Source organism: Niveispirillum sp. CC-CTL257 (genome assembly GCF_059489915.1).
Map to the genome: position 1 here is coordinate 643440 of NZ_JCAJXE010000001.1, position 23532 is coordinate 666971.

The 23532-nt window shown below is 64.6% G+C and carries 20 protein-coding genes; 10 read left to right on the forward strand and 10 right to left on the reverse strand.

The annotated features are described in order from the left end of the window. Nucleotides 1-57: 57 nt before the first annotated feature. Both dnaG and rpoD read left to right on the forward strand, forming a co-directional pair. Entirely contained in the window at nt 58-1926 is a 1869-nt protein-coding gene (gene dnaG, locus ABC729_RS03180) for a DNA primase (protein ID WP_495606208.1), read from the forward strand. A gap of 192 nt (nt 1927-2118) precedes the next feature. Further along, nucleotides 2119-4068, forward strand: a complete 1950-nt coding sequence (rpoD, locus tag ABC729_RS03185) for an RNA polymerase sigma factor RpoD (protein WP_495606209.1) — start codon at nt 2119-2121, stop codon at nt 4066-4068. 50 nt (nt 4069-4118) lie between these two features. On the opposite strand, the gene ABC729_RS03190 is transcribed toward rpoD, so the two are convergent. The 4 genes from ABC729_RS03190 to ABC729_RS03205 form a co-directional block, all read right to left on the reverse strand. Next, nucleotides 4119-5114, reverse strand: a complete 996-nt coding sequence (locus tag ABC729_RS03190; RefSeq protein ID WP_495606210.1) for a class I SAM-dependent DNA methyltransferase — start codon at nt 5112-5114, stop codon at nt 4119-4121. Further along, nucleotides 5111-6133, reverse strand: a complete 1023-nt coding sequence (fliG, locus tag ABC729_RS03195) for a flagellar motor switch protein FliG (RefSeq protein WP_054167087.1) — start codon at nt 6131-6133, stop codon at nt 5111-5113. The genes ABC729_RS03190 and fliG overlap by 4 nt, the downstream gene beginning before the upstream one ends. 116 nt (nt 6134-6249) lie before the next feature. Continuing rightward, nucleotides 6250-6720 carry a hypothetical protein gene (locus ABC729_RS03200; protein ID WP_495606211.1) on the reverse strand — a complete coding sequence of 157 codons (471 nt, stop codon included), beginning with the start codon at nt 6718-6720 and terminating at the stop codon, nt 6250-6252. 4 nt (nt 6721-6724) lie between these two features. Next, the gene (locus ABC729_RS03205; protein ID WP_495606212.1) at nt 6725-7243 is read right to left on the reverse strand and encodes a hypothetical protein; all 519 of its coding nucleotides are present in this window, start codon (nt 7241-7243) and stop codon (nt 6725-6727) included. 326 nt (nt 7244-7569) lie between these two features. Between ABC729_RS03205 and ABC729_RS03210 the strand changes: the two genes are divergently transcribed. Genes ABC729_RS03210 through ABC729_RS03220 form a run of 3 tightly spaced genes read left to right on the forward strand, consistent with a single transcriptional unit; the run spans nt 7570 to nt 10725 of the window. Next, complete coding sequence (locus ABC729_RS03210; protein WP_495606213.1) at nt 7570-8847, forward strand: 3-deoxy-D-manno-octulosonic acid transferase; 1278 nt, start codon at nt 7570-7572, stop codon at nt 8845-8847. After that, nucleotides 8847-9830, forward strand: a complete 984-nt coding sequence (lpxK, locus tag ABC729_RS03215) for a tetraacyldisaccharide 4'-kinase (RefSeq protein WP_495606214.1) — start codon at nt 8847-8849, stop codon at nt 9828-9830. Before ABC729_RS03210 ends, lpxK begins: the two co-directional genes overlap by 1 nt. Then, nucleotides 9823-10725: an LpxL/LpxP family acyltransferase gene (locus ABC729_RS03220; RefSeq protein WP_495606215.1), complete on the forward strand. Its 903-nt coding sequence runs from the start codon at nt 9823-9825 to the stop codon at nt 10723-10725. The genes lpxK and ABC729_RS03220 overlap by 8 nt, the downstream gene beginning before the upstream one ends. Before the next feature lie 111 nt (nt 10726-10836). Here ABC729_RS03220 and ABC729_RS03225 read toward each other — a convergent pair whose 3' ends face one another. Continuing rightward, nucleotides 10837-11199 carry a cupin domain-containing protein gene (locus ABC729_RS03225; RefSeq protein WP_495606216.1) on the reverse strand — a complete coding sequence of 121 codons (363 nt, stop codon included), beginning with the start codon at nt 11197-11199 and terminating at the stop codon, nt 10837-10839. A 10-nt stretch (nt 11200-11209) separates the two neighbouring features. Then, nucleotides 11210-11644: a nucleoside deaminase gene (locus tag ABC729_RS03230; protein WP_495608632.1), complete on the reverse strand. Its 435-nt coding sequence runs from the start codon at nt 11642-11644 to the stop codon at nt 11210-11212. Nucleotides 11645-11763: 119 nt separating this feature from the next. On the opposite strand from ABC729_RS03230, the gene ABC729_RS03235 reads away from it, so the two are divergent. Together ABC729_RS03235 and ABC729_RS03240 are read left to right on the forward strand one after the other, a co-directional pair. Then, a complete protein-coding gene (locus ABC729_RS03235) occupies nt 11764-13089 on the forward strand; it encodes a pseudouridine synthase (protein WP_495606217.1) in 1326 nt (441 codons plus the stop codon). Continuing rightward, entirely contained in the window at nt 13070-13645 is a 576-nt protein-coding gene (locus ABC729_RS03240; protein ID WP_495606218.1) for an RsmD family RNA methyltransferase, read from the forward strand. The genes ABC729_RS03235 and ABC729_RS03240 overlap by 20 nt, the downstream gene beginning before the upstream one ends. A gap of 8 nt (nt 13646-13653) precedes the next feature. Here the strand turns inward: ABC729_RS03240 and ABC729_RS03245 are convergent, their stop codons facing one another. After that, on the reverse strand, nt 13654-15210 hold the full coding sequence (locus tag ABC729_RS03245; protein WP_495606219.1) for a sensor domain-containing diguanylate cyclase: 1557 nt from the start codon (nt 15208-15210) through the stop codon (nt 13654-13656). 77 nt (nt 15211-15287) lie between these two features. Beyond that, the gene (gene xseA / locus ABC729_RS03250; protein WP_495606220.1) at nt 15288-16868 is read right to left on the reverse strand and encodes an exodeoxyribonuclease VII large subunit; all 1581 of its coding nucleotides are present in this window, start codon (nt 16866-16868) and stop codon (nt 15288-15290) included. Between the two features lie 263 nt (nt 16869-17131). On the opposite strand from xseA, the gene ABC729_RS03255 reads away from it, so the two are divergent. Beyond that, nucleotides 17132-17842, forward strand: coding sequence for a hypothetical protein (locus ABC729_RS03255; protein ID WP_495606221.1), 711 nt, complete (start codon nt 17132-17134; stop codon nt 17840-17842). An 83-nt stretch (nt 17843-17925) separates the two neighbouring features. Here ABC729_RS03255 and pepF (ABC729_RS03260) read toward each other — a convergent pair whose 3' ends face one another. After that, nucleotides 17926-19827 carry an oligoendopeptidase F gene (gene pepF, locus ABC729_RS03260; RefSeq protein ID WP_495606222.1) on the reverse strand — a complete coding sequence of 634 codons (1902 nt, stop codon included), beginning with the start codon at nt 19825-19827 and terminating at the stop codon, nt 17926-17928. Between the two features lie 63 nt (nt 19828-19890). Next, complete coding sequence (pepF, locus tag ABC729_RS03265) at nt 19891-21810, reverse strand: oligoendopeptidase F (RefSeq protein WP_495606223.1); 1920 nt, start codon at nt 21808-21810, stop codon at nt 19891-19893. A 166-nt stretch (nt 21811-21976) separates the two neighbouring features. Between pepF (ABC729_RS03265) and ABC729_RS03270 the strand changes: the two genes are divergently transcribed. Next, nucleotides 21977-22900 carry a 4-(cytidine 5'-diphospho)-2-C-methyl-D-erythritol kinase gene (locus ABC729_RS03270; RefSeq protein ID WP_495606224.1) on the forward strand — a complete coding sequence of 308 codons (924 nt, stop codon included), beginning with the start codon at nt 21977-21979 and terminating at the stop codon, nt 22898-22900. Between the two features lie 96 nt (nt 22901-22996). Further along, nucleotides 22997-23527, forward strand: coding sequence for a molybdenum cofactor biosynthesis protein B (gene moaB / locus ABC729_RS03275; protein WP_495606225.1), 531 nt, complete (start codon nt 22997-22999; stop codon nt 23525-23527). Nucleotides 23528-23532: the final 5 nt, after the last annotated feature.

Consider the following 23532-nt stretch of genomic DNA (forward strand, 5'->3'; position numbering starts at 1 on the left):
GCCTGGGATATGCTCCCCGGCTGACCCGCACCCGAAGCCTTTGAGATATCAGCCCCGATGGCCCTGCCGCCGCAGTTCCTGGAAGAGTTGCGTTCCCGCCTTTCCGTGTCGGAAGTGGTGATGAAACGCATGCGCCTGCAAAGGGCAGGCCGGGAGTTCAAAGCCCCGTGCCCCTTCCACAATGAAAAGACGCCTAGTTTTTATGTAAATGATCAAAAGAATTTCTTTCATTGCTTTGGCTGTGGGGCCCATGGCGACCAAGTTGGATTTGTTATGCGCCATGATAACTTATCATTTATGGAGGCTGTTGAACATTTAGCAGGCGAGGCGGGCTTGCAGGTGCCGCAGGCCAGCCCGCAGGAGCGCCAGCAATATGAGCGACAGAAGTCGCTCTATGATCTGGTCGAACGCGCCACGAAATATTATGAGCGCGAGCTGTTCAGCCCCAGCGGGCGCAATGCGCTGGATTATCTGCGCCGGCGCGGCCTGGATGAGGAGGGGATTGCCCGCTTCCGTCTAGGCTACGCCCCGCAGGAGGGCGGGCCGCTGCGCGCCCTGCTGCTGGAGGCCGGGTACAGCGAGGCCGACATGGTGGAGGTCGGCCTGTTCAAGCGGGCCGAGCCGGGGCGGCCCATCCGTAACTTCTTCTGGAACCGCGTGATGTTCCCTGTCACCGACCGACGGGGGCAGGTGGTGGCGTTCGGTGGGCGCGTGCTGGAAGGTGACGGGCCGAAATATATCAATTCTGCCGAGAACCCGCTGTTCCACAAGGGCAACCTGCTCTACGGCATGTCGCGCGCGCGGCAGGCGGCGGCGGACGGTCAGCGACTGATCGTCACCGAAGGCTATATGGATGTCATCTCCTGCGTTCAGGCGGGGTTTGAGGGGGCGGTGGCCCCCCTGGGCACGGCGATGACGGAGACACAGATCCAGGTCCTGTGGAAGCTGGCGCCGGAGGGGCAGCGGAACCCCATCCTGTGCTTTGACGGCGACAATGCCGGCCGGCGGGCGGCGCAGCGCGCCGTTGAACGGGTGCTGCCCATTCTGGTGCCCGACGCCACCGTCCGCATCGCCTTCATGCCCGACAAGGAAGACCCGGACAGCCTGATCCGGTCGGGCGGGCCGGATGCGTTCACCGCCATTCTGGACCGCGCCCTGTCGCTGGAGGATTTCATCTGGGAGATGGTGCGCCAGGGCGAAGACCCGAAGACGGCGGATGGTCGCCTGCGGATCGAAACCGGCATCAACCAGATGATGGATAAGGTCACCGACAAGTCGGTGCAGTACAGCTACCGCTCCGTCCTGCGCGACAAGCTGCGCGCCGCCATCCGGGCCAGTGGGGGCGGGTTTGGCGGGGCTGGCGGCGACCGGGGCGGAGCGCGCCCGCGCCGGCTTCAGCCCGGCGATGTACCGGTCAGCCGCCTGTGGGACAGCCGTTTCCGGTCCGGCACCCTGCGGACCGAACCGCGTCGGCGCGAACGCTATCTGGTGCTGGCCATCGTCCACCATCCCGAGCTTTTTCAGGATGTGGGGGAGATTCTGGCGGGCGCGGAATTCGCCGATGGCGAGATGGAGGCGCTGCGCCAAGCGCTTGTCGCATGCCTCACCGCCGAATCAGCACTTGACGCGGAGGCTTTGAGACGCCACCTGTCTGGTCGTGGTTTTTCCGAGACGCTGGATAGTCTGCTGAGTGCGGACATGCCGAAATTCGCGCAACCAGGAGCGTCGTTCGAAACCGCGAAGAGTGGCTGGCAGGAGGTTTGGCTGAGTTCTGAGGATGGGTTGCTTCAACGCGAGCTGCGCGATGCCGAGAAACGGTTTGCCGAGACATTCAGTGAGGATGATCTGGCACGATTACGCGCGCTGCAACGGGAGCTGCTGATTCTCCGGGGCCATGCCGATGACCTGACGGAAAGGGACGGATGATGGGTGGGCGGCCGAGCATTCGGGCGTCACGCGACGCGTTCGTCCTGCAAAACTGTGTCTTGGCGAACACAGTTTCCAGCCTCTTGCCAAAGTTATAGCCAGGAAGAGTTTCGTCGGATGGCCGGGCCCTTGCCCGAGTCGTCCATTTGCGTTTACCGGTGGCAGCCTTAAGAGTGCGGGGGCAGCGAACGAATGGCGACGAAAGCGGCGCAGACGGCAGAAGTGTCGGAGCAGCGGGAAGAGGAAGCCAATGGCCCTCTGATGGACGGCATGGCCATTGCCGTCAAGAAGATGATAGCGCGCGGCAAGGAGCGCGGGTACGTCACGTATGACGAACTCAACGCGGCCCTGCCGCCGGACAGTTCCTCGTCCGAACAGATCGAAGATACGATGGCCTTGCTGTCCGAGATGGGCATCAATGTCGTCGAAGCCGAAGAAGCCGACGAGAGCAGCGGTAGCGAGGGTGAAGGCGAAGGCCGTCAGTCCGGTAACCTGGACGATGACGATATCGGCCGCACCGACGACCCCGTGCGCATGTATCTGCGCGAAATGGGGTCGGTGGAGCTGCTGAGCCGCGAAGGCGAAATCGCCATCGCCAAGCGCATCGAGGCTGGTCGTGAGATGATGATCGGCGCGATCTGTGAATCGCCGCTGACCATTCAGGCCATCATCGAGTGGCATCAGTCGTTGCAGGACGGCAAGATGCTGCTGCGCGACATCATCGATCTCGACGCCTCCTATGGCGTGGACCCGGAGGCCGGGGAGCTGCCGCCCGAAGCGCTGGACGGCCCCGCCGTCGAGCGTGAGGAAGAGGAAGCTGAGCGTCCCGAGGGTGAAGGTGGTCCCGCCGCCGAAGGCGAGGGTGAAGAGGAGGGCAATGTCTCCCTCTCCGCCATGGAAGCCGAGCTGAAGCCCAAGGTGCTGGAGATCTTCGGCAAGATCGAGGAAACCTATGAGCGCCTGCACAAGATGCAGGAAGAGCGCCTGAGCCTGCTGCAGAGCGGCCAGGAACTGCCCAAGGGTTCCGACAAGAAGTACGACAAGGTGAAGGCCGAACTGACCGAGCTGGTCAATTCTGTGCGCCTGAACAATGGCCGTATCGAACAGCTGGTCGAACAGCTCTATGCCCTGAACCGTAAGCTGCTGGGTTATGAAGGCCGTCTGCTGCGTTTGGCGACCGATTGCCGGGTGAAGCGCGAAGATTTCCTGCAGCATTATTACGGGTCGGAACTGGACCCGAAATGGTTGGACCGCTGCAAGAGCATCTCCAAGGCCTGGGCCAAGTTCGCCGAGCGTTCATCCTATGAGGTGGGTCGCGTCCGTGAGAGCATCGCGGAAGTGTCCAGTCAGGCCCGTCTGCCCATCGGCGAATTCCGCCGCATCGTCTCCACGGTGCAGAAGGGCGAAAAGGAAGCCAGCCGCGCCAAGAAGGAGATGGTGGAGGCCAACCTGCGCCTCGTGATCTCCATCGCCAAGAAGTACACGAACCGTGGCCTGCAATTCCTGGATCTGATCCAGGAAGGCAATATCGGCCTGATGAAGGCCGTGGATAAGTTCGAGTATCGGCGCGGTTACAAGTTCTCCACCTATGCCACCTGGTGGATTCGGCAGGCGATCACCCGTTCGATCGCCGATCAGGCCCGCACCATCCGTATTCCCGTGCACATGATCGAAACGATCAACAAGCTGGTGCGCACCAGCCGTCAGATGCTGCACGAGATCGGACGCGAGCCGACGCCGGAGGAACTGGCCGAACGCTTGATGATGCCGCTGGAAAAGGTCCGCAAGGTCCTGAAGATCGCCAAGGAGCCGATCAGCCTTGAGACGCCGATTGGCGACGAGGAAGATTCGCATCTGGGCGATTTCATTGAGGATAAGAACGCCGTTCTGCCGCTGGATGCCGCCATCCAGGCGAACCTGCGCGAGACCACGACCCGTATACTCGCTACGTTGACGGCCCGTGAAGAACGCGTGTTGCGCATGCGTTTCGGCATCGGCATGAACACCGACCACACCCTGGAAGAGGTGGGGCAGCAGTTCAGCGTGACGCGCGAACGTATCCGCCAGATCGAGGCCAAGGCGCTTCGCAAGCTGAAGCACCCGTCGCGGTCGCGCAAGCTGCGCAGCTTCCTGGATACGTGATCCGGGCCCTACTCAATGAAAAGGCCGGCAGCGATGCCGGCCTTTTTCGTTCAGGGCTTTTGCAACATCACCAGCCGACCATCCAGGGGTACACCCTGCTCATACCGGGGGATGATTCGTTGCCAGGAGCGCACGGACAGGCCATTGGCCTTGGCAAGCGCCTGAATATAGGCGTCGCCATGATGGTAATGCCCGTCGGGTCGCCGTTCGATATCGCCGCCATCCGTGCTCAGCAGGCTGAAGATGAATTGCCCGCCCGCCCGCAGGGAGGTGGTGACATGCCGGAACACCGCGTCCATGTCCCGCATATAGATCAGCACATCGGCAGCGACGACCATCTGCCACTTGTCCGGTTGGCAGGGCAGGAACTCCAGGAGATCAGACCACCAGAGATGGCTGTATCCCCCCCGCTCCCGCGCCTTTCCCAACATGTTCAGCGACAGGTCGCATCCATCCAGCCGCGCCGCGCGCGGACCGAGAACGGGTTGACAGAGCCCGGTACCACACCCGGCATCAAGGATGTCAAGGGCGTGACCGGTTCCCATCTCTTTCAGCAGATCACCGATCAATTCCGGTACAGTGTAGCGTAACGTACCGGCCAGATGGCTGTCGAAGCGGTCCGCGAAGACATTGAACAGACCCTGGACATCGTCATGCGGATTTCCGCCGGTGCCGGGCGGCCACTGATCCAGCGGGATATCGGGGGCCAGGGCCGCCACGGATTGATAATGGCGCCGAGCCAAAATTTCATTGCCTGTTAAGCGGTTCGCATGGCCCAGGCGCAGTTCCACGAGGGCCCGTGTGCGGCCCTGGTGATGCCGCGCCCTAGCGCTCAACTTCTCAAGGACGGCGATATTCTGGCCGGTGGCCAGCAACAGGTCAGCAAGATCCAATAGGGCCTGGATATCATCACCGGGCGTATGGGACAGCGCCTCCCCCAGAAAGGACAGCAATGCCAGAGCATTAACCGGCGGTGCGTGCAGCAGCGCGCGTGCCCCGGCGCGTGCCGCCGCCCCCGGATCGGTAAGTTCGGCGGCCGGGATCAATAAACCAACTCGTCCTCGCCCTTGCCGCTTGCGATGACGATTTCGCCGCGCGCGGCCATGTCCTTGGTCAGCTGCACCATGTACATCTGCGCCTCGTCCACGTCGCGCAGGCGGATGGGGCCCATGGCGCCCATATCCTCGCGCATGATCTTGGCCGCGCGTTCGGACATGTTGGTGAAGAACAGGTCCTTCAGTGTGTCCGACGCGCCCTTCAGGGCGGTGGCCAGCTTCTGCTTGTCCACGCTGCGCAGCAGGGTCTGGATGCCGCTGGGGTCCAGCTTCGAGAGGTCCTCGAACGTGAACATCAGGGCACGGATGCGCTCGGCGCTGTCGCGGTTGCGTTCTTCCAGTGCTGCGATGAAGCGGCTTTCGGTGTTGCGGTCGAAGCTGTTGAAGATTTCCGCCATCATTTCGTGCGCGTCGCGGCGGTTGGTGCGGGCCAAGTTCGACATGAATTCGGTGCGCAGCGTGCGCTCAATATCGTCGATAACTTCCTTCTGCACCGCCTCCATGCGCAGCATACGCATGATGACTTCCATGGCGAAGCTTTCGGGCAGCAGCTGGAGCACGCGGCCGGCATGGTCGCCCTTGATCTTGGACATGATCACGGCGACCGTCTGCGGATACTCGTTCTTCAGGTAATTGGCCAGCACCTGCTCGTTCACATTGGTCAGCTTGTCCCACATGGTACGACCGGCAGGACCACGGATTTCTTCCATGATCTGGTCGACCTTGTCCTTGGGCAGGACCTTGGTCAGCAGGCGTTCGGTACTGTCGAACGAACCGACCAGCGAGCCGGTAGAGCTGATCTGTTCTGCGAACTCAACGAACAGGCGCTCCACCAGATTGGAACTGACCGAGCCAAGATTGGCCATGGTCTGGGACAGTTCCTTGATCTCGTCATCGCCCATCAGGGCGAACAGCTTCGATGCGATTTCCTCGCCCAGCGCAAGCATCAGGATGGAGGCCTTTTCAGGTCCCGTCAGGCCACGATAATCCTCACGAACGCGCATCGCCATGGCGGCCACTCCAACGCTACGAAGGCCGGCGCGACAGGCCGGTCCAAACACCTGGCGCGGAATCTAGCACACCGATTCGCCAAGGTGAATCCGTCACGTACACGAAAGCGTATGGGTTATGGTCCGCCGGCCAGCGCGCGGCGGCGTTCTTCCCAGCTGACTTCATCCGCGATGGGGGAAATGGGGCTGCGCGGCAGTTCGGCCTTCATGCCGGGGCAGTCACGCGGCCCGTCATAGGCGCGACCCGCCAGATAGCCGATGGTGGAGCCCACGCCGGCCCCCGCCAGACCCTTGGCGGCGGTCGTCACGCTGCTGTCATTGTCGTCGCCCAGCGCCATGCCGGCCATCAGACCGACGGCAGCGCCGATCCAGGTGCCGGCCTGCGCGCCCTTCTGGCTGCGTCCCGTGCAGGGTGGGGGCAACGCTGCCCGCACGCGCAAATCTGCGTCGTCCAGCGATACTACCTCGCCCGGCAGAAGGGCGCCGGCGGGCAGGGGTTTGAATGTATTGGCCACCGGGTCGGTGGCGAAAGCGGGCTGAAAACTCAGCAGGCAAAGGACCGTGATCGCGATGCCGCCCACTTTCATAATGTCACCGGCGTCCGTCCCAGAATTCCAGCGGCGCCGATACGGACGGGGCGCCCAGGATGTTGCCGCCATACTTATGGCGCAGGAAGCTTTCATTATAGTTCAGGCGCGGCGTGCCGTAGGAATAGCCGTAAGGCGTGTAGTAGCCGCGATTGTTGGAATAAAACGGCTCCGCATCATAGCCGATCTGCCCGTCGCCCAGCAGCTGGTTCGACCGGCGGGCACCATATCCGCTGCTGAAGGCGGGCATATTGCCACTGACCGACAGGCTGAACCCATCGGGCAGGCGGCTGTTATTCTCACCCGACAAAGCCAGGGCAGCAGCAGCGGCGGCATCGGCACCGGGGCGGGCATAGGCCTGGGCGGCGGCGCGTTCGCCGGGCGTCACGTCGCGGGTAATCGGCTTGAAGGTATTCACGGGCTTTGCCGCTTCGTCCGCCAGGGCCGGCGCGGACATCGGTACAGCCACCAGAAGGGCGGCGATACCGGCGGCGCGGGTGTGACGGGTGACAGCATTACGCATCGCAATTCTCTCCACTGCCGGGGCGGTGCCTGTCTGGAAGACGGGGTCAGCGCCACAATCGGGGGAACCGGGCCGTCCCACGGACGCCCGCATCATGCCCCTAAGGTCATGCGTTGCGGCGTCCACGTCAAGGGGGCTGAGGGCCTATTTGCCCAGAAATCCCCTTTGCCGCAGAAGGCACTCTCAGAAAATGAACAATGATCAAGGCTGAATTATGGCGGCGGCGGGCATGGCAGCCGGGGAGGGGCCAGGGGCGGCCCAGGGTGGCGGTTGGGCTTTTCACCGTGCTAGGTTGCCCATGCGATGCCCAAGATCCCGGTCCCCCCATGCTGTACAGCCTTTATCGCGGCCTGACGCATCTGGCTGGCCCTGTCGTGCGCCGGCTGCTGGACCGCCGCGCCGCGCGTGGCAAGGAGGCCCCGGCCCGCCGGCATGAACGGCTGGGCCGTCCACTGCTGCCCCGTCCGGCAGGGCGGCTGGTCTGGGTTCATGCCGCGTCGGTGGGGGAGGCGCTGGCGGTGCTGCCCCTCGTCGATCGGCTGTTGTCGCTGGGGTCGCAGGTGGGGGTCATGGTCACGACGGGGACGGTGACCTCTGCCGCGCTGATGGATAAGCGCCTGCCGGGGCCGCGCGCGTTTCACCAATATGTTCCGGTCGATCTGCCGCGTGCGGTGGACGGGTTCCTGGCGCATTGGCGGCCCGATCTGGTTTTGTGGGTGGAATCGGAATTCTGGCCCAACCTGCTGACCGCCATCCGCCAGGCCGGCATTCCCTGCGCCCTGATCAATGCGCGGCTGTCGGCCAAAAGTTTTGGCAATTGGCGGCGGTTTCCACGCACCGCCCGCCGCCTTCTGTCGGTGTTCCAGCTGGCGCTGGCCCAGACAGGGGTGGAGGCGGAACGGCTGTCGGCGTTGGGCATTGCCGATGTGCGGGCCGTGGGCAATCTGAAATATTCGGCCCCGCCCTTGCCAGCCGATCCGGCGGCGCTGGACGTGCTGTCTGCGGCCATCGGCAACCGCCCTGTCTGGACCTTCGCCAGCAGCCATGTGGGGGAGGAGGCCATGGCCATCGCGGCGCAGGTGGAGCTGCGCCAGCACCTGTCCGATGCCCTTCTGCTGCTGGTGCCGCGCCATCCCGACCGGGGGGGCAAGGTGGCCGACCTGTTGAAGTCGTCGGGCCTGTCATACGCCCGCCGAAGCGAGGGGACGCAGCCCGGGGCGCGGGATGCGGTCTTCCTGATGGACACGTTGGGCGAGATGGGGCTGGTCTTCCGTCTGGCCCCGGTGACGGTCATGGGCGGGTCCTTCATACCGGTGGGCGGGCATAACCCCATCGAACCAGCCCTGCTGCACAGCGCCGTCATCCATGGTCCGCATATGTTCAATTTTGCAGAAGTGGCAGCGGAGATGCGGGAGGCCGGTGGATTGCTACCCCTGTGCGGCCCTGAACAGATCGCCGATGCCGTTTCCGGCCTGCTGTCCAACCCCATCCACCGACAGGCGCAGGCCGACGCGGCGCGGGAGGTGGCGCTGCGCAATGCCACGGCCATCGACCGGGTGATGGCGGCGCTGTGGCCCCTGCTGAACCGGGCGGGGGTGGGCTGATGCGTGCGCCCGCCTTCTGGTATGCCCCGCCGGGTCTGCTTTCGACGCTGCTGACGCCCCTGTCCTGGCTGTGGCGCGCGGGGGCTTTGCTAGGTTTGCGGATGCCGGTGAAGGTGCCGGTACCGGTGCTGTGTGTGGGCAATCTGGTGGCGGGCGGGGCCGGCAAGACCCCGGTGGTGCGGGACCTGATGGCGCGGTTGGCGACGCGCGGTGTGGTGGCGGCGTCGCTGTCGCGCGGGCATGGTGGGCGCATGCGCGGGCCGCTTCCGGTTGATCCCGCCCTGCATTACGCGGTGGATGTGGGCGATGAACCGCTGCTGCTGGCCGCGACTGGCACCGTCTGGGTCGGGCGGGACCGGGTGGCAGCGGCCAAGGCCATGGTGGAAACGGGGGTGGGTGCCATCATCCTGGATGATGGATTTCAGAACCGCGCCCTGCACAAGGATTTGTCGTTGATCGTCGTCGATGCCGGGGTCGGGTTCGGCAATGGCCGTGTCATGCCGGCGGGACCGCTGCGGGAGAGTGTGGCCGGCGGGTTGAAACGGGCGGATGCGCTGGTGGTCATCGGCGACGGGCCAGGTCACGCGGCGGCGCGGTCCGTGGCGGGGGGGCTGCCGGTATTCACGGCCCAACTGCGGCCTGATGCGACGGTGGTCGAGCGCTTGACGGGCCGGTCCCTGCTGGCCTTTGCCGGGATCGGGCGGCCCGCGAAATTCTTCGCGACCCTGCGCGATGCCGGCCTGTCGGTCGTGGCGGAGAGGGCGTTTCCCGATCATCACCCGTTCAGTGCCGCCGACCTGTCCAGCCTGCTGGCACAGGCCGAGGGGGTGGGGGCGATGCTGGTGACGACGGAGAAGGACGCGATGCGCCTGTCCCCCATCTGGCGGTCGCGTGTGGCGGCGCTGCCTGTCCGCCTGTCCTGGGATGATCAGGTGGCGGTGGAACGGCTGCTGGACCGGTTGATGGAGACATGCCATGGCTGACCATGGCCGCCTGCGCCGCCGGTTCGACCGGGTCGTCGGTTACCGTCTGCAAGCCGTCCTTGTCTGGCTGTTCATCGCAATCATGCGCTTGCTGTCGCCGGAACGCGCGTCGGACCTGGGTGGCGGCCTGCTGCGCCGCATCGGCCCCCCCCTGTCGCGGTCGCGGCGCATGCGGCGCGATATCGGGCGGGCGCTGCCTGGGCTGGAGCCGGCGCGGGTCGATGCCATTGTTACCCAGGCCTGGGACAATCTGGGCCGTACCTTCGCCGAATATGTGCATCTGGACCGTATCGCGGCAGATTTCGACCGGCATGTGGAGGTTTCGGGTCTGGAGCATCTCCACGCCCTGGCCGGCGACGACCGCCCCGGCATTGTCTTCACGGGCCATTTCGCCAATTGGGAACTGTGCGCCATGGTGTCGGCGCGGATCGGCCTGCATCTGACCTATGTGTTCCGCAAGCCCAACAACCCGTTCGTGGCCGACATGCTGGCCCGCGCCCGCAGCCCCCTGGGCGGCACCATGGTGCCCAAGGGGCGGGAAGCGGCGCGCGGCCTGATGGCGGCGATCCGGGCCGGCGGGCATGTCGGCCTGCTGGTCGATCAGAAGCTGAACGAAGGCCCGCTGGTGCCCTTCCTGGGGCGCGACGCGCGAACGGGCACGGTGCTGGCCGACCTTGCCCTGCGCTATGACGCGCCCGCCGTGCCCATCCGGGTAGAGCGAACCGGGGCGGCGCGGTTCCGCGTCACGGTCCTGCCGCCGCTTGAGTTCAAGCGTACCGGCGATGTGAAGGCTGATACGCTGGCGGCCATGAAACAGGTGAATGCGCTACTGGAGGAATGGGTGCGCGACGACCCAGGGCAATGGATGTGGCAGCACCGACGCTGGCCGGATTGAGGTATATAAATGACCGTAGGTCAGGTCGAGGCGCAGCCTCGCCCTGACAGAAAAGGCTTTCAATCCATACCTGTCAGGGCTCGCCTCCGGCTCGACCTGACCTACGCTCTCTCACTCATAAACCGCGTAGTATTTCCTGGCTGGTTCCAGAATATCCCACACACCGGTGAAGCCCGCTGGCATCACGAAGGCATCCCCCGCCACGAACCGGCGTTCGCTGCCGTCATCGCCCTTGACCAGCACCACGCCTTCCAGCAGCTGGCAGAACTCATTCTCCGTGAAGACCACACGCCAGGAGCCGACGGCACCGGTCCAGATGCCGCAATTGAAGCGGCCATCGGCACTGCTGAAGCGGTTGCTGACCGTCTGTACCGGGTCGCCGGACAGGATGCGGTCGGCGGCGGGGCGGTAGGTTTCAGCCTCCGGGCCGGGATCGTTCAGCACCGCGACGGTGGGGAAGGGGGCGGTCGTCATGGTCACTCTCCTATCGCCTGTCCTTGAAGAAATCGCGCAGCAATGCCGCCGCCCGCGCTTCCCCGAACCCGCCATAGGCGTCGGGCGCATGGTGGCAGGTCGGCTGCTGGAAATAGCGGGGGCCATGGTCCACGGCCCCACCCTTGGGATCATAGGCCGCGAAATAGACCCGCCGCAGCCGGGCAAAACTGATGGCCCCGGCGCACATGGCGCACGGTTCCAGCGTGACATACAGGTCGAGGCCGGGCAGGCGTGGGCTGTTCAGGGCGGATGCGGCCTGCCGGATGGCCAGGACCTCGGCATGGGCGGTGGGGTCGGACAGTTCCTCCGTCCGGTTGCCGGCAGAACCCAGCACCCGGCCCGTGGCCGGGTCCACCACGACGGCCCCCACCGGCACCTCCCCCCGCGCTGCCGCCTGTTCGGCTTCGGCGAAGGCAAGGTCCATGGGGGTGGAGAGGGGGGGCGTGTCGGTCATGATGCGCGCAAGGCTGCATGGGACGGTCGCGCCCGTCAAGGCGGGGGGTGGCTTGCGGCAATCTTGTTTCACGCGTAATCTCCGCGCCCATGTCCCAGAACAGCTATGACCCCTTGCGTCAGGTGCCGGTTGATGCCGTTGCCGACGAAACCGACCTTGATGCCGCGCCCGAGCTTGCCGGGGGTGAACGCATTGCCAAGCGCCTGGCCCGTGCCGGCGTCTGCTCCCGCCGCGATGCCGAACGCTGGATCGCCGAAGGCCGCGTCCGCGTGAACAATGTGACCTTGGAAAGCCCGGCTTTCCTGGTCCGCGATGGCGACCGTATCCAGGTGGATGGCCAGATGGTGGGCGAGCCGGAACCCACCCGCCTGTGGCGCTATCATAAGCCGGAAGGGCTGGTGACGACGGCGCGCGATGAGAAGGGGCGGGCCACCGTCTTCGACCATCTGCCGCATACCATGCCGCGCGTCATTTCCGTCGGGCGGCTGGATCTGGCATCCGAAGGGTTGCTGCTGCTGACCAATGATGGGGCGCTGGCCCGGCATCTGGAACTGCCATCCACCGGTTGGCTGCGCCGCTACCGCATCCGCGTGCATGGCGTGCCGACGCCGGAAACCATGCGCAAGCTGGAAGAAGGGGTGGTTATCGAGGGGCTGGCTTATGGCCCGATCGAGACCATCATCGACCGCACCGTCGGCTATAATTCCTGGCTGACCGTGGGCCTGCGCGAGGGCAAGAACCGTGAGGTTCGCCGCGTCTTCGAATGGCTGGGCCTGCCCGTCAGCCGCCTGATCCGCATCGCTTATGGCCCGTTCCAGCTGGGCAAGCTGGACCCCGGTGGCGTGGAGGAAGTGCCGCGCCGCGTGCTGCGCGACCAGATGCCCGACTTCTTCCCCGCAGAGGAAGAGCCGGCCCCCGCGGACCCTGCGGCCAAGCCGGGAGCGGGCACGGTCCCACGCATGCGCTATGACCGCTTGCCCAAGGCCATGGCCGCTGCTGCCCCATCCAGCGCCACCAAGGGCAAGGCCAAGCCGTCCGCCGCCAAGGCCCGCGACAGTGTGGAGCGCCTGATGGGCGGGGGCCGCAAGGCTTCCTCTTCGTCCGCCGCCGCGCCCAAGCGCACGGCCCCGCCGTCGCGGGTGGAAGCCGAAGTACCCAAGGCCGCCCGCCGTGGGGCGGGGGATCAGTTGAGCGAGAGCGCGCGCCGCGCCGTCGCCAAGCTGGACCGCGCGCTTGCCGGTGCCGACATTCCCGACGATGACGCCCCCGCCCGCCGTGGACCGAAGCCGGCACCCAAGCGCGCCGGCAGTGCCGCCCCGGCCAAGCCGCCCGCCAAGGGTCCGGCCACCGACAATGGCGGCGGCGGCATGCCGGCCCCGAAGGGTGGAGCGCCGCGTGCGGATCGTCGCCGGTAAGCATCGCGGCCGCCGGCTGGAAACGCCGGCGGGTCGTGACGTCCGCCCGACCAGCGACCGCACCCGCCAGTCGCTGTTCAACATCTTGTCGCATGGCGACTGGATGGAGGATGGCAGCGACGTGCTGGACGGTGCGGACGTTCTGGACGCCTTCTGCGGTACGGGTGCTCTGGCGCTGGAGGCGCTGTCGCATGGTGCTGCGCGGGCGGCCCTGCTGGACAAGGCGCGGTCATCGCTGGATGTTGCGCGCCGTAACGCAGAAATGCTGGGGGAGGGGGCGCAGTGCCGCTTCATCCTGGGTGACGCCGCCAAGCCGCCACCGGCCCCGTTCGCGGCCCGTCTGGTGTTTCTGGACGCGCCCTATGGTCAGGACCTCTCGCCACCGGCCCTGACGGGCCTGTCGCGGGCCGGCTGGATCGCGCCGGGTGCCCTGGTCTGTGTGGAGGTGGGGGCCGATGACGCCTTCGCCTCGCCACCGGGGTTTGAGGCGCTGGATGTGCGCGATTACAGTCAGGCGCGCATCCATTTCCTGCGCTATCAGTCCATTGCCGGCTGAAGGGCGAACTACGCCGCGACCTCGGTCAGGACCGCAACCTCCACCCGGTTGCGGCCATTTTCCTTGGCGATGTACAGCGCCTCGTCAGCACTATCCAGGACCAGACTGAAACTGGCGGGCATGGGGTCCAGACCGGTTGTGGCCAGACCGATGGAGACAGTGACATGGCCATGGGGGCTGCCGCTGTGGCGGATGCCCAGGGCGGCCACGGTTTCCCGGATACGCTCCGCCACGACATGGGCACCGACCCTGTCGGTCTGGGTCAGGAGCACGGCAAATTCCTCTCCGCCGATACGGGCGGCAAGATCGCCGCCGCGCGCAACCGTGCGCGTGATGGCGAGGGCGACCGACCGCAGGGTGGCGTCGCCAGCGCTGTGGCCGTAGGTATCATTGAAGCTTTTGAACAGGTCGATATCGATCATCAGCACCGCCGCATCATGCGGCACGCGCGACGACCGCGCCTGTTCCCGGCGCAGCATGTCGTCGAACACCCGACGATTGGCAATGCCGGTCAGGGGATCGGTGGTCGCCATCCGCTCCAGCTGCGCATTGGCCTCGGCCAGCAGCAGCTGTGCCCGCGCGCGCCGGCGGCTTTCCCGGTGGACCAGCAGGATAAGGGTGATGATGCCGGTGATCAGGAGTAGTGCCGTGATGCCGATGGTCCAGGCCTTCATCCACCAATGCCCGTAGATCAGGTCCAGCGGCTGTGAAAGATTGACCCGCATGGTGGAATCCGCCACGGCGGTTGACACGACCAGCCGGTCGCCATCCGGCGTTCCGCTTTCTTCATAGATCGACAGGGGCTTGCCGATGGCGGCCTGCATATTGGGGTCCTGGCGCAGGTCGCGGCCGATGGCCAAGGGATCAGCGGGCTGGCTGGCCAGGATCACGCCATGGTCCAGGAACAGGGTCAGTGTCGCCCCATTCTCCAGCTTCAGATCCGTCAGCAACCCATCGAAATAGGTCAGCAGCATGGAGGCGACGACGACGCCCCGGAATGACCCATCCGGCCGGTTCAGCCGCATGGACAGCACGATCACCGGGTCCTTTGTCGTGGCGGAAATCATGGGACCGGAGATCAGCAGCGACGGATCATCATGATCGCGGTGATAGGCGAAGTAGGGCCGCCAGGCCCGGCTCTGGCCCTTGATGTCGTTGCCGCCCGATTCCGCGCTGATGATCCCGTTCTCGTCGGTCACGAACAGCACGCCCAGGGCCTTGGGCGCCGCCGTGTGTGAGAACAGCACCATATCGCGCATATGGTCTGGCACCTGCTGGAAATCGGGCGAACTGACCGTTTCGCGCAGTGACGACAGGACGAAGCGGAACAGATCGACATGGCGCGACACGTCGCGCGCGATGGCACCGGTCAGATTGACCGCCGCTTCCTGCGCCTGGGCACGGGCATTGGCCCGGTCCTGGTACAGCTGCATGAAGATGATGACCGCCAGCGACAGGACCATCGCCATGCCCAACAGCAACCCGATCCAGCCCGTATCCCGCGTCAGGGTACGGGCCGGGGGCGCGTCGGTCTCAGGTTTTGGCGCGGTAAACAGATCGCTCATATCGTCAGCATATCGCGGCGGCGGCAATCGTAAATTACGCCCCCCTTATCCAAGCGGATAGGGTTAACGCTATCGGGTCAGAACAGGCTGCCCTGCGGCCCGCCATCACCGGCCTTTCGGGATGGCCGGGTTGGGCGTGGCGCAGCGGGTGCCGTGCCGTCACCGATGGTGGCACCCGCCGTCCCGTCATTGAAGGCGATGGTGACCCGCTGCCCCTCCGTCAGGCGGGCGGCGTGCGTCACGGGCTGCCCATCACCATCGGTGACCAGCGCGAAACCGCGCGACAGGACCCCGCGATAGGACACGCTTTCCAGCAGGCGGCCCAACTGCGCCAGCCGGTCCCCCTTGGCCGAAAGATCGGCCAGATGGGCGCGTTCCATACGGGTTGGCAGGTCGGAAAGGCGGGCGGCCCCATCGGTCAGGGCGCGCCTGATGGGGCGGTCGGACAGGCGGTCGGCAATACGGTGATAGCGCCCTTCCGACAGGCGGATGGAGCCTTCAAGACCCGTGTGCAGGGCGCGGCCCGCCGCATCCAGCCGCGTGGCGGCCAGACGCAGCACCTCACGCGGGTGGCGCAGTTTCAGGCCCAGCTGCCGCACCGCCGTCTGCCGCCGCTCGATCCCGCCCCGCATGGACAGGATCAACCGTTCGCCCCGGTCGTCCAGCCGCTGCGCCAGCCCGTCCAGCAGGCTTTGCGGATCGCCCAGGCCGCGCGCCAGCCCCTGCACATAGGTGCGGCGCTGATCCAGGGCGCGGGTCATGGCCCGGTGCAGCCGTCGTTCATCATCCAGCACCTGACCCAGCAGATCGGCCCGTACCGGCACTGCCATTTCCGCCGCCGCAGTCGGGGTCGGCGCGCGGCGGTCGGACGCGAAATCGATCAGGGTTGTGTCTGTTTCATGCCCCACAGCGGAGATCAGGGGGATACGGCTGTCGGCAGCGGCGCGGACCACGATCTCCTCGTTAAAGGCCATCAGGTCTTCCAGGCTGCCGCCGCCGCGCGCCACGATGATCAGGTCGGGGCGCGGCACACGGCCACCGGGTGTCAGGCTGTTGAAACCCTGGATGGCGCGGGCCACCTGTTGCGCTGCCCCTTCACCCTGGACCGCGACGGGCCAGAGCAGGACATGGCGCGGGAACCGGTCGGCCAGACGGTGCAGGATATCACGGATCACGGCCCCGGTCGGGCTTGTCACCACGCCGATCACCTGTGGCAGGAAGGGCAGGGGCTTCTTGCGCTCCGGGTTGAACAGTCCCTCGGCGGCCAGCCGCTTCTTCCGCTCTTCCAGCATCTTCAGCAGGGCACCTTCGCCCGCCAGTTCCATACTGTCGATGACCAGCTGATATTGGCTGCGGCCCGGATAGGTGGTCAGCTTACCCGTGCAGACCACCTCCATCCCTTCCTCCGGTCGCACCGACAGGCGCGCGACCGTCCCCTTCCAGCACACAGCCTCGATCACCGCCGCGTCATCCTTCAGACGCAGATAGAGATGGCCCGACGAATGGCGCTTGGGCTGGCTGATCTCCCCCCGCACCCGGACATAGCCGAACGCATCCTCCACCGTCCGCTTCACGGAACGGGCCAGATCACTGACCGTTTGTTCGGGCAGATTGGTGCCGGGGCGGGAAGGGGCGGGATCGGAGAAGAAATCGCTCATGATGGCAGCATGATAGGGGGATGGGGGCGCGAGGGCCAGCCCGTTCGCCGATGCGACGTGGTGGCGTTGTTTCTCATATTCTTTAATGCAATTTTCCGGCAATGAAATTGAATATGAATTTATTTTCAATAATAGTAAAGTAAAATTGAAATTGTATACTTTGTTTCAAATACTTCTTGTTGTGATTTGTAAATAAATTGTTACTTTTTTGCGCCATCTGGTTGAACTCTTGGCGGGTTCAAGATCCTGATCGGCGCTATCATATGAACTGGCGTCAAGGAGCGCCCTTTCCGAGGCATGTCATGCGTGAAATTTTCAATCATCTTGAGTCGCTTGAGGCGGAATTCGCACAACACCGATTCTTCGCCCAATTACCCGATGCCGAAAATCCCAGCTTCCTGCTGCGGGATGTCGGGGGGCTGCTGGCATTCTGGGTATCCGCCTTTCAGGACGTGCTGCAGATGAATTGTGCGCGGATGACCGATCCGGCGATGAAGCGCCTGGTGGTGCAGCATGCGGTGGAAGAGGGAGGACACGATGTCTGGCTTTATGACGATCTGCGGGCGCTCGGTGTCGATGTGCTGGATGCCCGCACCCTGTTTCACAAAAAGGCTCTGCCGACACGGGAGACGGCTTATCGCATCGCGACGGAAGTCATCCGGATGACGAATGACGTTGAGCGGGTGACGTTGCTTCTGGCCATGGAGGCCACGGGGCATGTCTTCTTCGCCCACGTCGCCCGGTTTGTTCGGGAAAATCAGTCCGTCCTGCCGCCTCTTCGGTTCTTCTCCGACTTCCATCTGGGGCATGAGGAGAATCACGAGATATTCGAGGAGGAAATAAAGCAGTTCCTGCTGGCCCAGAAACTGCCGCCGGATGAGCTGAACGCATGCTTGGCGCTGGTGAACCGGGTGTTTGAAGCGTTTGAGCTGATGCTGGACGGCTTTGTCGCCCGGCTGCCCGTGGCCGCGTGATTGAGCCCTGAAAATAATGGCCGGGGGCGGTCATCGCGAACCACCCCCGGCCATCATTCATTAACGACATAGGCGGTTGGGCGTTACTTCGCCAGCAGCTTTTCGATCTCATCCATGATGTGATCCATGCGGCGGACCAGCGCCTGATAGGGGGCCGGCGTGGCCAGATCGACGCCGGCCTTCTTCAGCAGCTGATAGGGATATTCTGATCCGCCGGCCTTCAGGACGGACAGGTAATTATCCCGCTCCTTGGCCCCACCCTTCACAATCTCCTCCCCGAAATAGGCGGCGGCGGCGATGGAGGTGGCGTACTGGTACACGTAGAAGGGCCGGTAGAAATGGTTCACCATCTGCCACTCAGCGCAATATTTGGGGTCGATCTTCATCACCCCTTCGGCGTCGCCATGATACTTCTTCAGCAGATCGCAATAGATGGCGTTCATCTTGGCGCCTGACAGCGCCTCACCGCGTTCTGCCGCGTCATGGGTTGCCAGTTCGAATTCCGCGAACATGGTCTGCCGGAAATAGGTGGAGCGCAGGCTGTCCAGGGCATGGCCCAGATAGAACAGCTTCTCCTCCTTGGTCTTGGCCCCCTTCAGCATGTAATCGGACAGCAGCATCTCGTTCGTGGTGGAGGCAACCTCGGCCACGAACAGGGAATAGCCGGCATTTTCAAACGGCTGGTTGGCATCGGCCAGCTTGGTATGCATGCCGTGGCCCCATTCATGGGCGAAGGTCGACACGCTGTCGAACGTATCCTGATGGTTCAGGAACACAAACGGATGCACGCCATAGACGCCCGTCTGATAGGCACCGGGCCGCTTGCCATCGGCGGGATAGGCATGCATCCAGCGGCCATTCACCGCCTCCGTCAGGCCCTTCACGTAATCCTTGCCCAGCGGCTTTACGGCGGCCAGCGTCAGGGTCTTGGCATCCTCCACCGGGAACTTGCGGTCCAGGTGAACGATAGACGGATAGATGTCGTAGTAGAACAGGTCCGGCAGGTTCAGCAGGCGCTGACGCAGCTTCAGATAGCGGTGCAGGGTCGGCAGCGCCTTGTTGGTTTCCGCCACCAGGGTGCGATAGACGCTTTCCGGGATGTCGTTATTGGCCAGGGAGGCGGCAACCGCGCTGGGATATCCCCGCAGCTTGGCGGTCGCCACGCCGGCCTGAATGCGGTTGGACAGCAGGCCGCCATTGGTGTTGGTGTACTGCCCGAACTTGCCCCAGAACGTGTCAAAGGCCAGCTTGCGCACGGCCCGATCCGGGCTTTCCCGCAGCTTGGAATAGCCGGTCTGGCTCAGCTTGACGCTGCTGCCATCGGGCAGGGTGACGCTGGGCCAGTCAATGTCAGAACTGGTCAGCAGCTGATAGGTGGTGCCGGCGGCAAACATGCTGGGCCCGACGGCGGCCAGCGCGGCCTCTGCCTCCTTGGACAGGGTATGCGGCTTGTTGCGCAACGTGTCGCGCAGGCCGAACGCGTGCTTCTCCAGGCCTTTATCGGCCTTGATGAAGGCCTCGATCCGGTCGGCCCCGATATCCTGCACCTCCGGGTTCAGCCAGGCGACGGCACCGGAAATATCGGCCGACAGTTGCCGCACCTGTGCGCTGCCCTCCTGGGCGGCGGTATCGCGGGCATTGGTGGAGAACTGCGTCGACATATAGACCGACAGGCGGTAGAGCCGCAGCTGAACCGCTGAAATCTTATCCAGGGCGGCGCGCAGGCTGGCGGCATCGGTGCCCAGCGTACCTTTCAGGGCGGCCAGCGCCGGCACCTCACCGGCCAGCGCCTGACGCTCCGCATCCCAGGCGGCGCGGTCCTTGTACAGCGTCGTCAGGTCCCAGACATAGCGGTCATCGGGCTTGGGCGTGCTGGCCGCCGGGGCGGCACTCTGCGCCTGGGCCAGGGCGGGGGTCAGGACGGCGGCCATGGCGATGGCGGCGGCACCCAGCAGACGGGCGCGGAACGGCTTCAGCATCATCATCGGGGGGCTCTTCAGCTCAAAAACAAGATCACGGGGCGGGTGTGACACCCGCCCCGTCCGGCATTACTGCGCCAGCAGCTTTTCCATCTGGTCCATGGTGGCGTCCATGCGGCGCACCAGGGCCTGATAGGGGGCTGATGTCGCCATATCCAGGCCGGCCTTCTTCAACAGCGGATAGGGATATTCCGACCCGCCGGCCTTCAGCACGTTCAGGTAATTGTCCCGCGCCTTGGCACCGCCCTTGGAAATCTGCTCGGCGAAATAGGTGCCGGCAGAGATGGAGGTCGCGTACTGGAACACATAGAAGGGACGATAGAAATGCGGGATGAAGGCCCATTCCGCGCAATATTTCTCATCGATCTTCATCACGCCTTCGGCGTCGCCATGATACTTCTTCAGCAGGCCGCAATAGATGTCCTTCATCTTGGACCCGGACAGCGCCTCGCCCCGTTCCACGGCATCATGGGTGGCCAGCTCGAACTCCGCGAACATGGTCTGGCGGAAGAAGGTGCCGCGCAGACCTTCCAGCGACTGGCCCAGATAGAACAGCTTCTCTTCCTTGGTCTTGGCCTTGGAGACGAGATAGTCGGTCAGCAGCATCTCGTTCGTGGTGGAGGCAATTTCCGCCATGAAAAGCGAGTAGTTGGCCAATTCGTAGGGCTGGGTCTTCGACGCCAGGGCCGAATGCATGCCATGGCCCCATTCATGGGCATAGGTGGACATGGAGTTATAATCATCCTGATGGTTCAGGAAGATGAACGGATCCAGCCCATAGCTGCCCCAGTGATAGGCGCCGCTATCCTTCCCTTCGGACGGGTAGACATGCATGGTCCGCTTTGCCGTGAGGGCCGCCAGCATGTCGCCATATTCCTTGCCCAGCGACTTGACGGCGGCCAGCGTGGTGGTGCGCGATTCGTCCAGCGTAAACTTCTTGTCCAGGCTGATCAGGGACGGATAGATGTCGTAATAGTGGAGGTCAGGCAGCTTCAGCATCTTCTGCCGGAGCTTGAAATAGCGGTGCAGGGTGGGCAGGCCCCTATTCGCCTCTGCCACCAGGGTGCGATAGACGCTTTCCGGGATATCGTTATTGGCCAGCGAGGCCGCGACGGCGGTCGGATAGCCGCGCAGCTTGGCATCGATGGTGCCGGTCTGCACGGCCGCACCCAGCGTATTGCCCATGGTGGTCGCGTACTGGCCGAACTTGGTCCAGAACGTGTCGAACACCAGCTTGCGGACGGCCCGGTCCTCATGCTGGCGCAGGGACTGATACGCCGACTGGTTCACCTTGCGCTTGGTCCCGTCGGGCAGGGTAATCTCCGGCCAGTCGATATCGGCATTGGCCAGCGCCGAATAGGTGTTGCTGGCCGACCCCAGCACGGGGCCCAGGGCCGCCAGGGCCGCCTCGGTTTCCGGTGTCAGGGTATGGGCCTTCAAACGCAGGATGTCGTTCAGGCGGAAGGCGTGCTTCGACAGGCCGGCATCAGCTTTGATGAAGCCGGCGATCTTGTCGGCACCCACGCCCTGCACCTCGGGCGAGACCCAGGCGGTGGCGGCCTGCGCCTGCGCCGACAGGGCCTGCGCCAGGCTCCAGCGTTCCTGGTAGGCATCGTTGCGGGTGTCGGTGGAATATTGCAGGTAGGCATAGACCAGCACCCGCTCCACATCGTGCCCGACCTTGGACATGCGGTCCATGGCGGCGCGCAGGGTTGCGGCATCCTTGCCCAGCGTACCTTTCAGCGCGTCCAGCGACGGCAGGTCGGCCAGCGCCTGCTTGCGCGCAGCGTCCCAGGCGGCGTCATCCTTGAAAATCGGCGTCAGGTCCCAGACGTAACGCGGGTCGGTCTTGGCCGGCGCCTCGGCGGCGGCGGCAGCGGTCTGCTGTGCGCCAGCACTGGCTAGCGGCGCCAGGGCGGCGGCCAGCGCGATGGCGGAGGCACCCAGCAGGCGGCGGGCGAAATGCGGGCGGTGATGATGCTGTGTCATGCTGTCCCTGTCCGTTCGGGGGCCGTGTCGCGACCATGCGCCGGCCATTTGTGCAGACCTTTATAAGATGCACCTGCCGGCCCGCCCGGCGAAAAATTGTAACGGGGTGGTTTCATTTCGCGGCCTCTGCCAGAATGCCACCGCCGCAACCTTCGGACGCCACCCCATGACCGCCATCCGTGCCTATGCCGCCGCCAAGTTGAACCTGTACCTGCATGTGCTGGGCCGGCGGGAAGACGGCTATCACCTGTTGGACAGTCTGGTGGCCTTTGCCAGCGCCCATGATCTGGTGGAGGTGGAAAGCACCCCCTATTTCAGCCTCCAACTGCACGGTCCCCATTCGCTGCCGCTCCTGATGGAGGATACGGAAAGCAATCTGGTGACCAAGGCCGTGTTCCGGCTGGCCGAGGCGTTGGGACGCAAGCCGCATGTCACGGTGAAGCTGACCAAGAACCTGCCGCTGGCATCGGGCATTGGTGGCGGGTCGGCGGACGCGGCGGCAACCTTGCGCGCGCTGTGCGCCCTGTGGGAGGTGCCGCTGGATCATCCGGCGGTCACGGAACTGGCGGCGAAGCTGGGGGCCGACGTGCCCGTGTGCGTGGGATCGCGGACCAGCTATTTCGCGGGCACCGGCACGGAACTGTCGCCCGCCCCCGACCTGCCGGAGGATTGCTGGGTCGTCCTGGTCAATCCCGGCGTGTCGATGCCGACGCCGGCTGTGTTTGAGGCGCGGGAAGGGGCCTTTTCAGAACCGGCCCGGCTGACCACATCCTTCAGCGATGTGCGTGAACTGGCGGCCCTGCTGAAGGACGGGCGGCGCAACGATCTGACCCCGCCCGCCGCGCGGTTGAGCCCCGTCATCACCCAGGTGTTGGCGGCCCTCGATTCGACGGCAGGATGCCTGTTGTCACGCATGTCAGGCAGCGGGGCCACCTGTTTCGGGCTGTATGTCGATTTCGACCATGCCGTGGCGGCGGCTGAACTGATCGCCGGGGTCCGTCCCGGCTGGTGGGTGCAACCGGCGGCCCTGCTGAATGACCTGTCGGGGCTGGAAGTACTGGAAGGGGTCACCCTTCTCGACTGGCCTTAAGTTTTGTAGCGCGGATGAGGCGTCAGCCGTAATCCGCGGCACGTCTGGATTTCCGCGGATTACGCCTCGCTAATTCGCGCTACAGGAGTGGATAATATGTCCCGTATTGACGAGTCCCGCCGTTTCCTGGCTGTGAATATCGCCGTGCTGACCGTGTCGGACACGCGCGGCCTTTCAGATGACAAATCCGGCGATACGCTGGTGGAACGGTTGACCAGTGACGGCCATGTCCTGGCCGCCCGCGCCATTGTGCGCGACGATGTCCGCGCCATCGTGGATCAGCTGCGCGTCTGGATCGATGACCCGGCCATCGATGTCGTCATCTCCACCGGTGGCACCGGCCTTACGGGCCGCGACGTGACGCCGGAAGCGTTCGAAAGCGTGTTCGAAAAGACGATCAACGGCTTTGGAGAGATGTTCCGCATGCTCTCCTATCAGAAGATCGGCACCTCGGCCCTGCAAAGCCGCGCCACGGGTGGGGTATCCAAGGGCACCTATCTGTTCGCCCTGCCGGGCAGCCCCAGCGCCTGTCGCGACGGCTGGGACCTGATCCTCAAATACCAGCTGGATAACCGCCACCGCCCCTGCAACCTGGTCGAACTGATGCCCCGGTTGCAGGAGAAGTGAGGGGG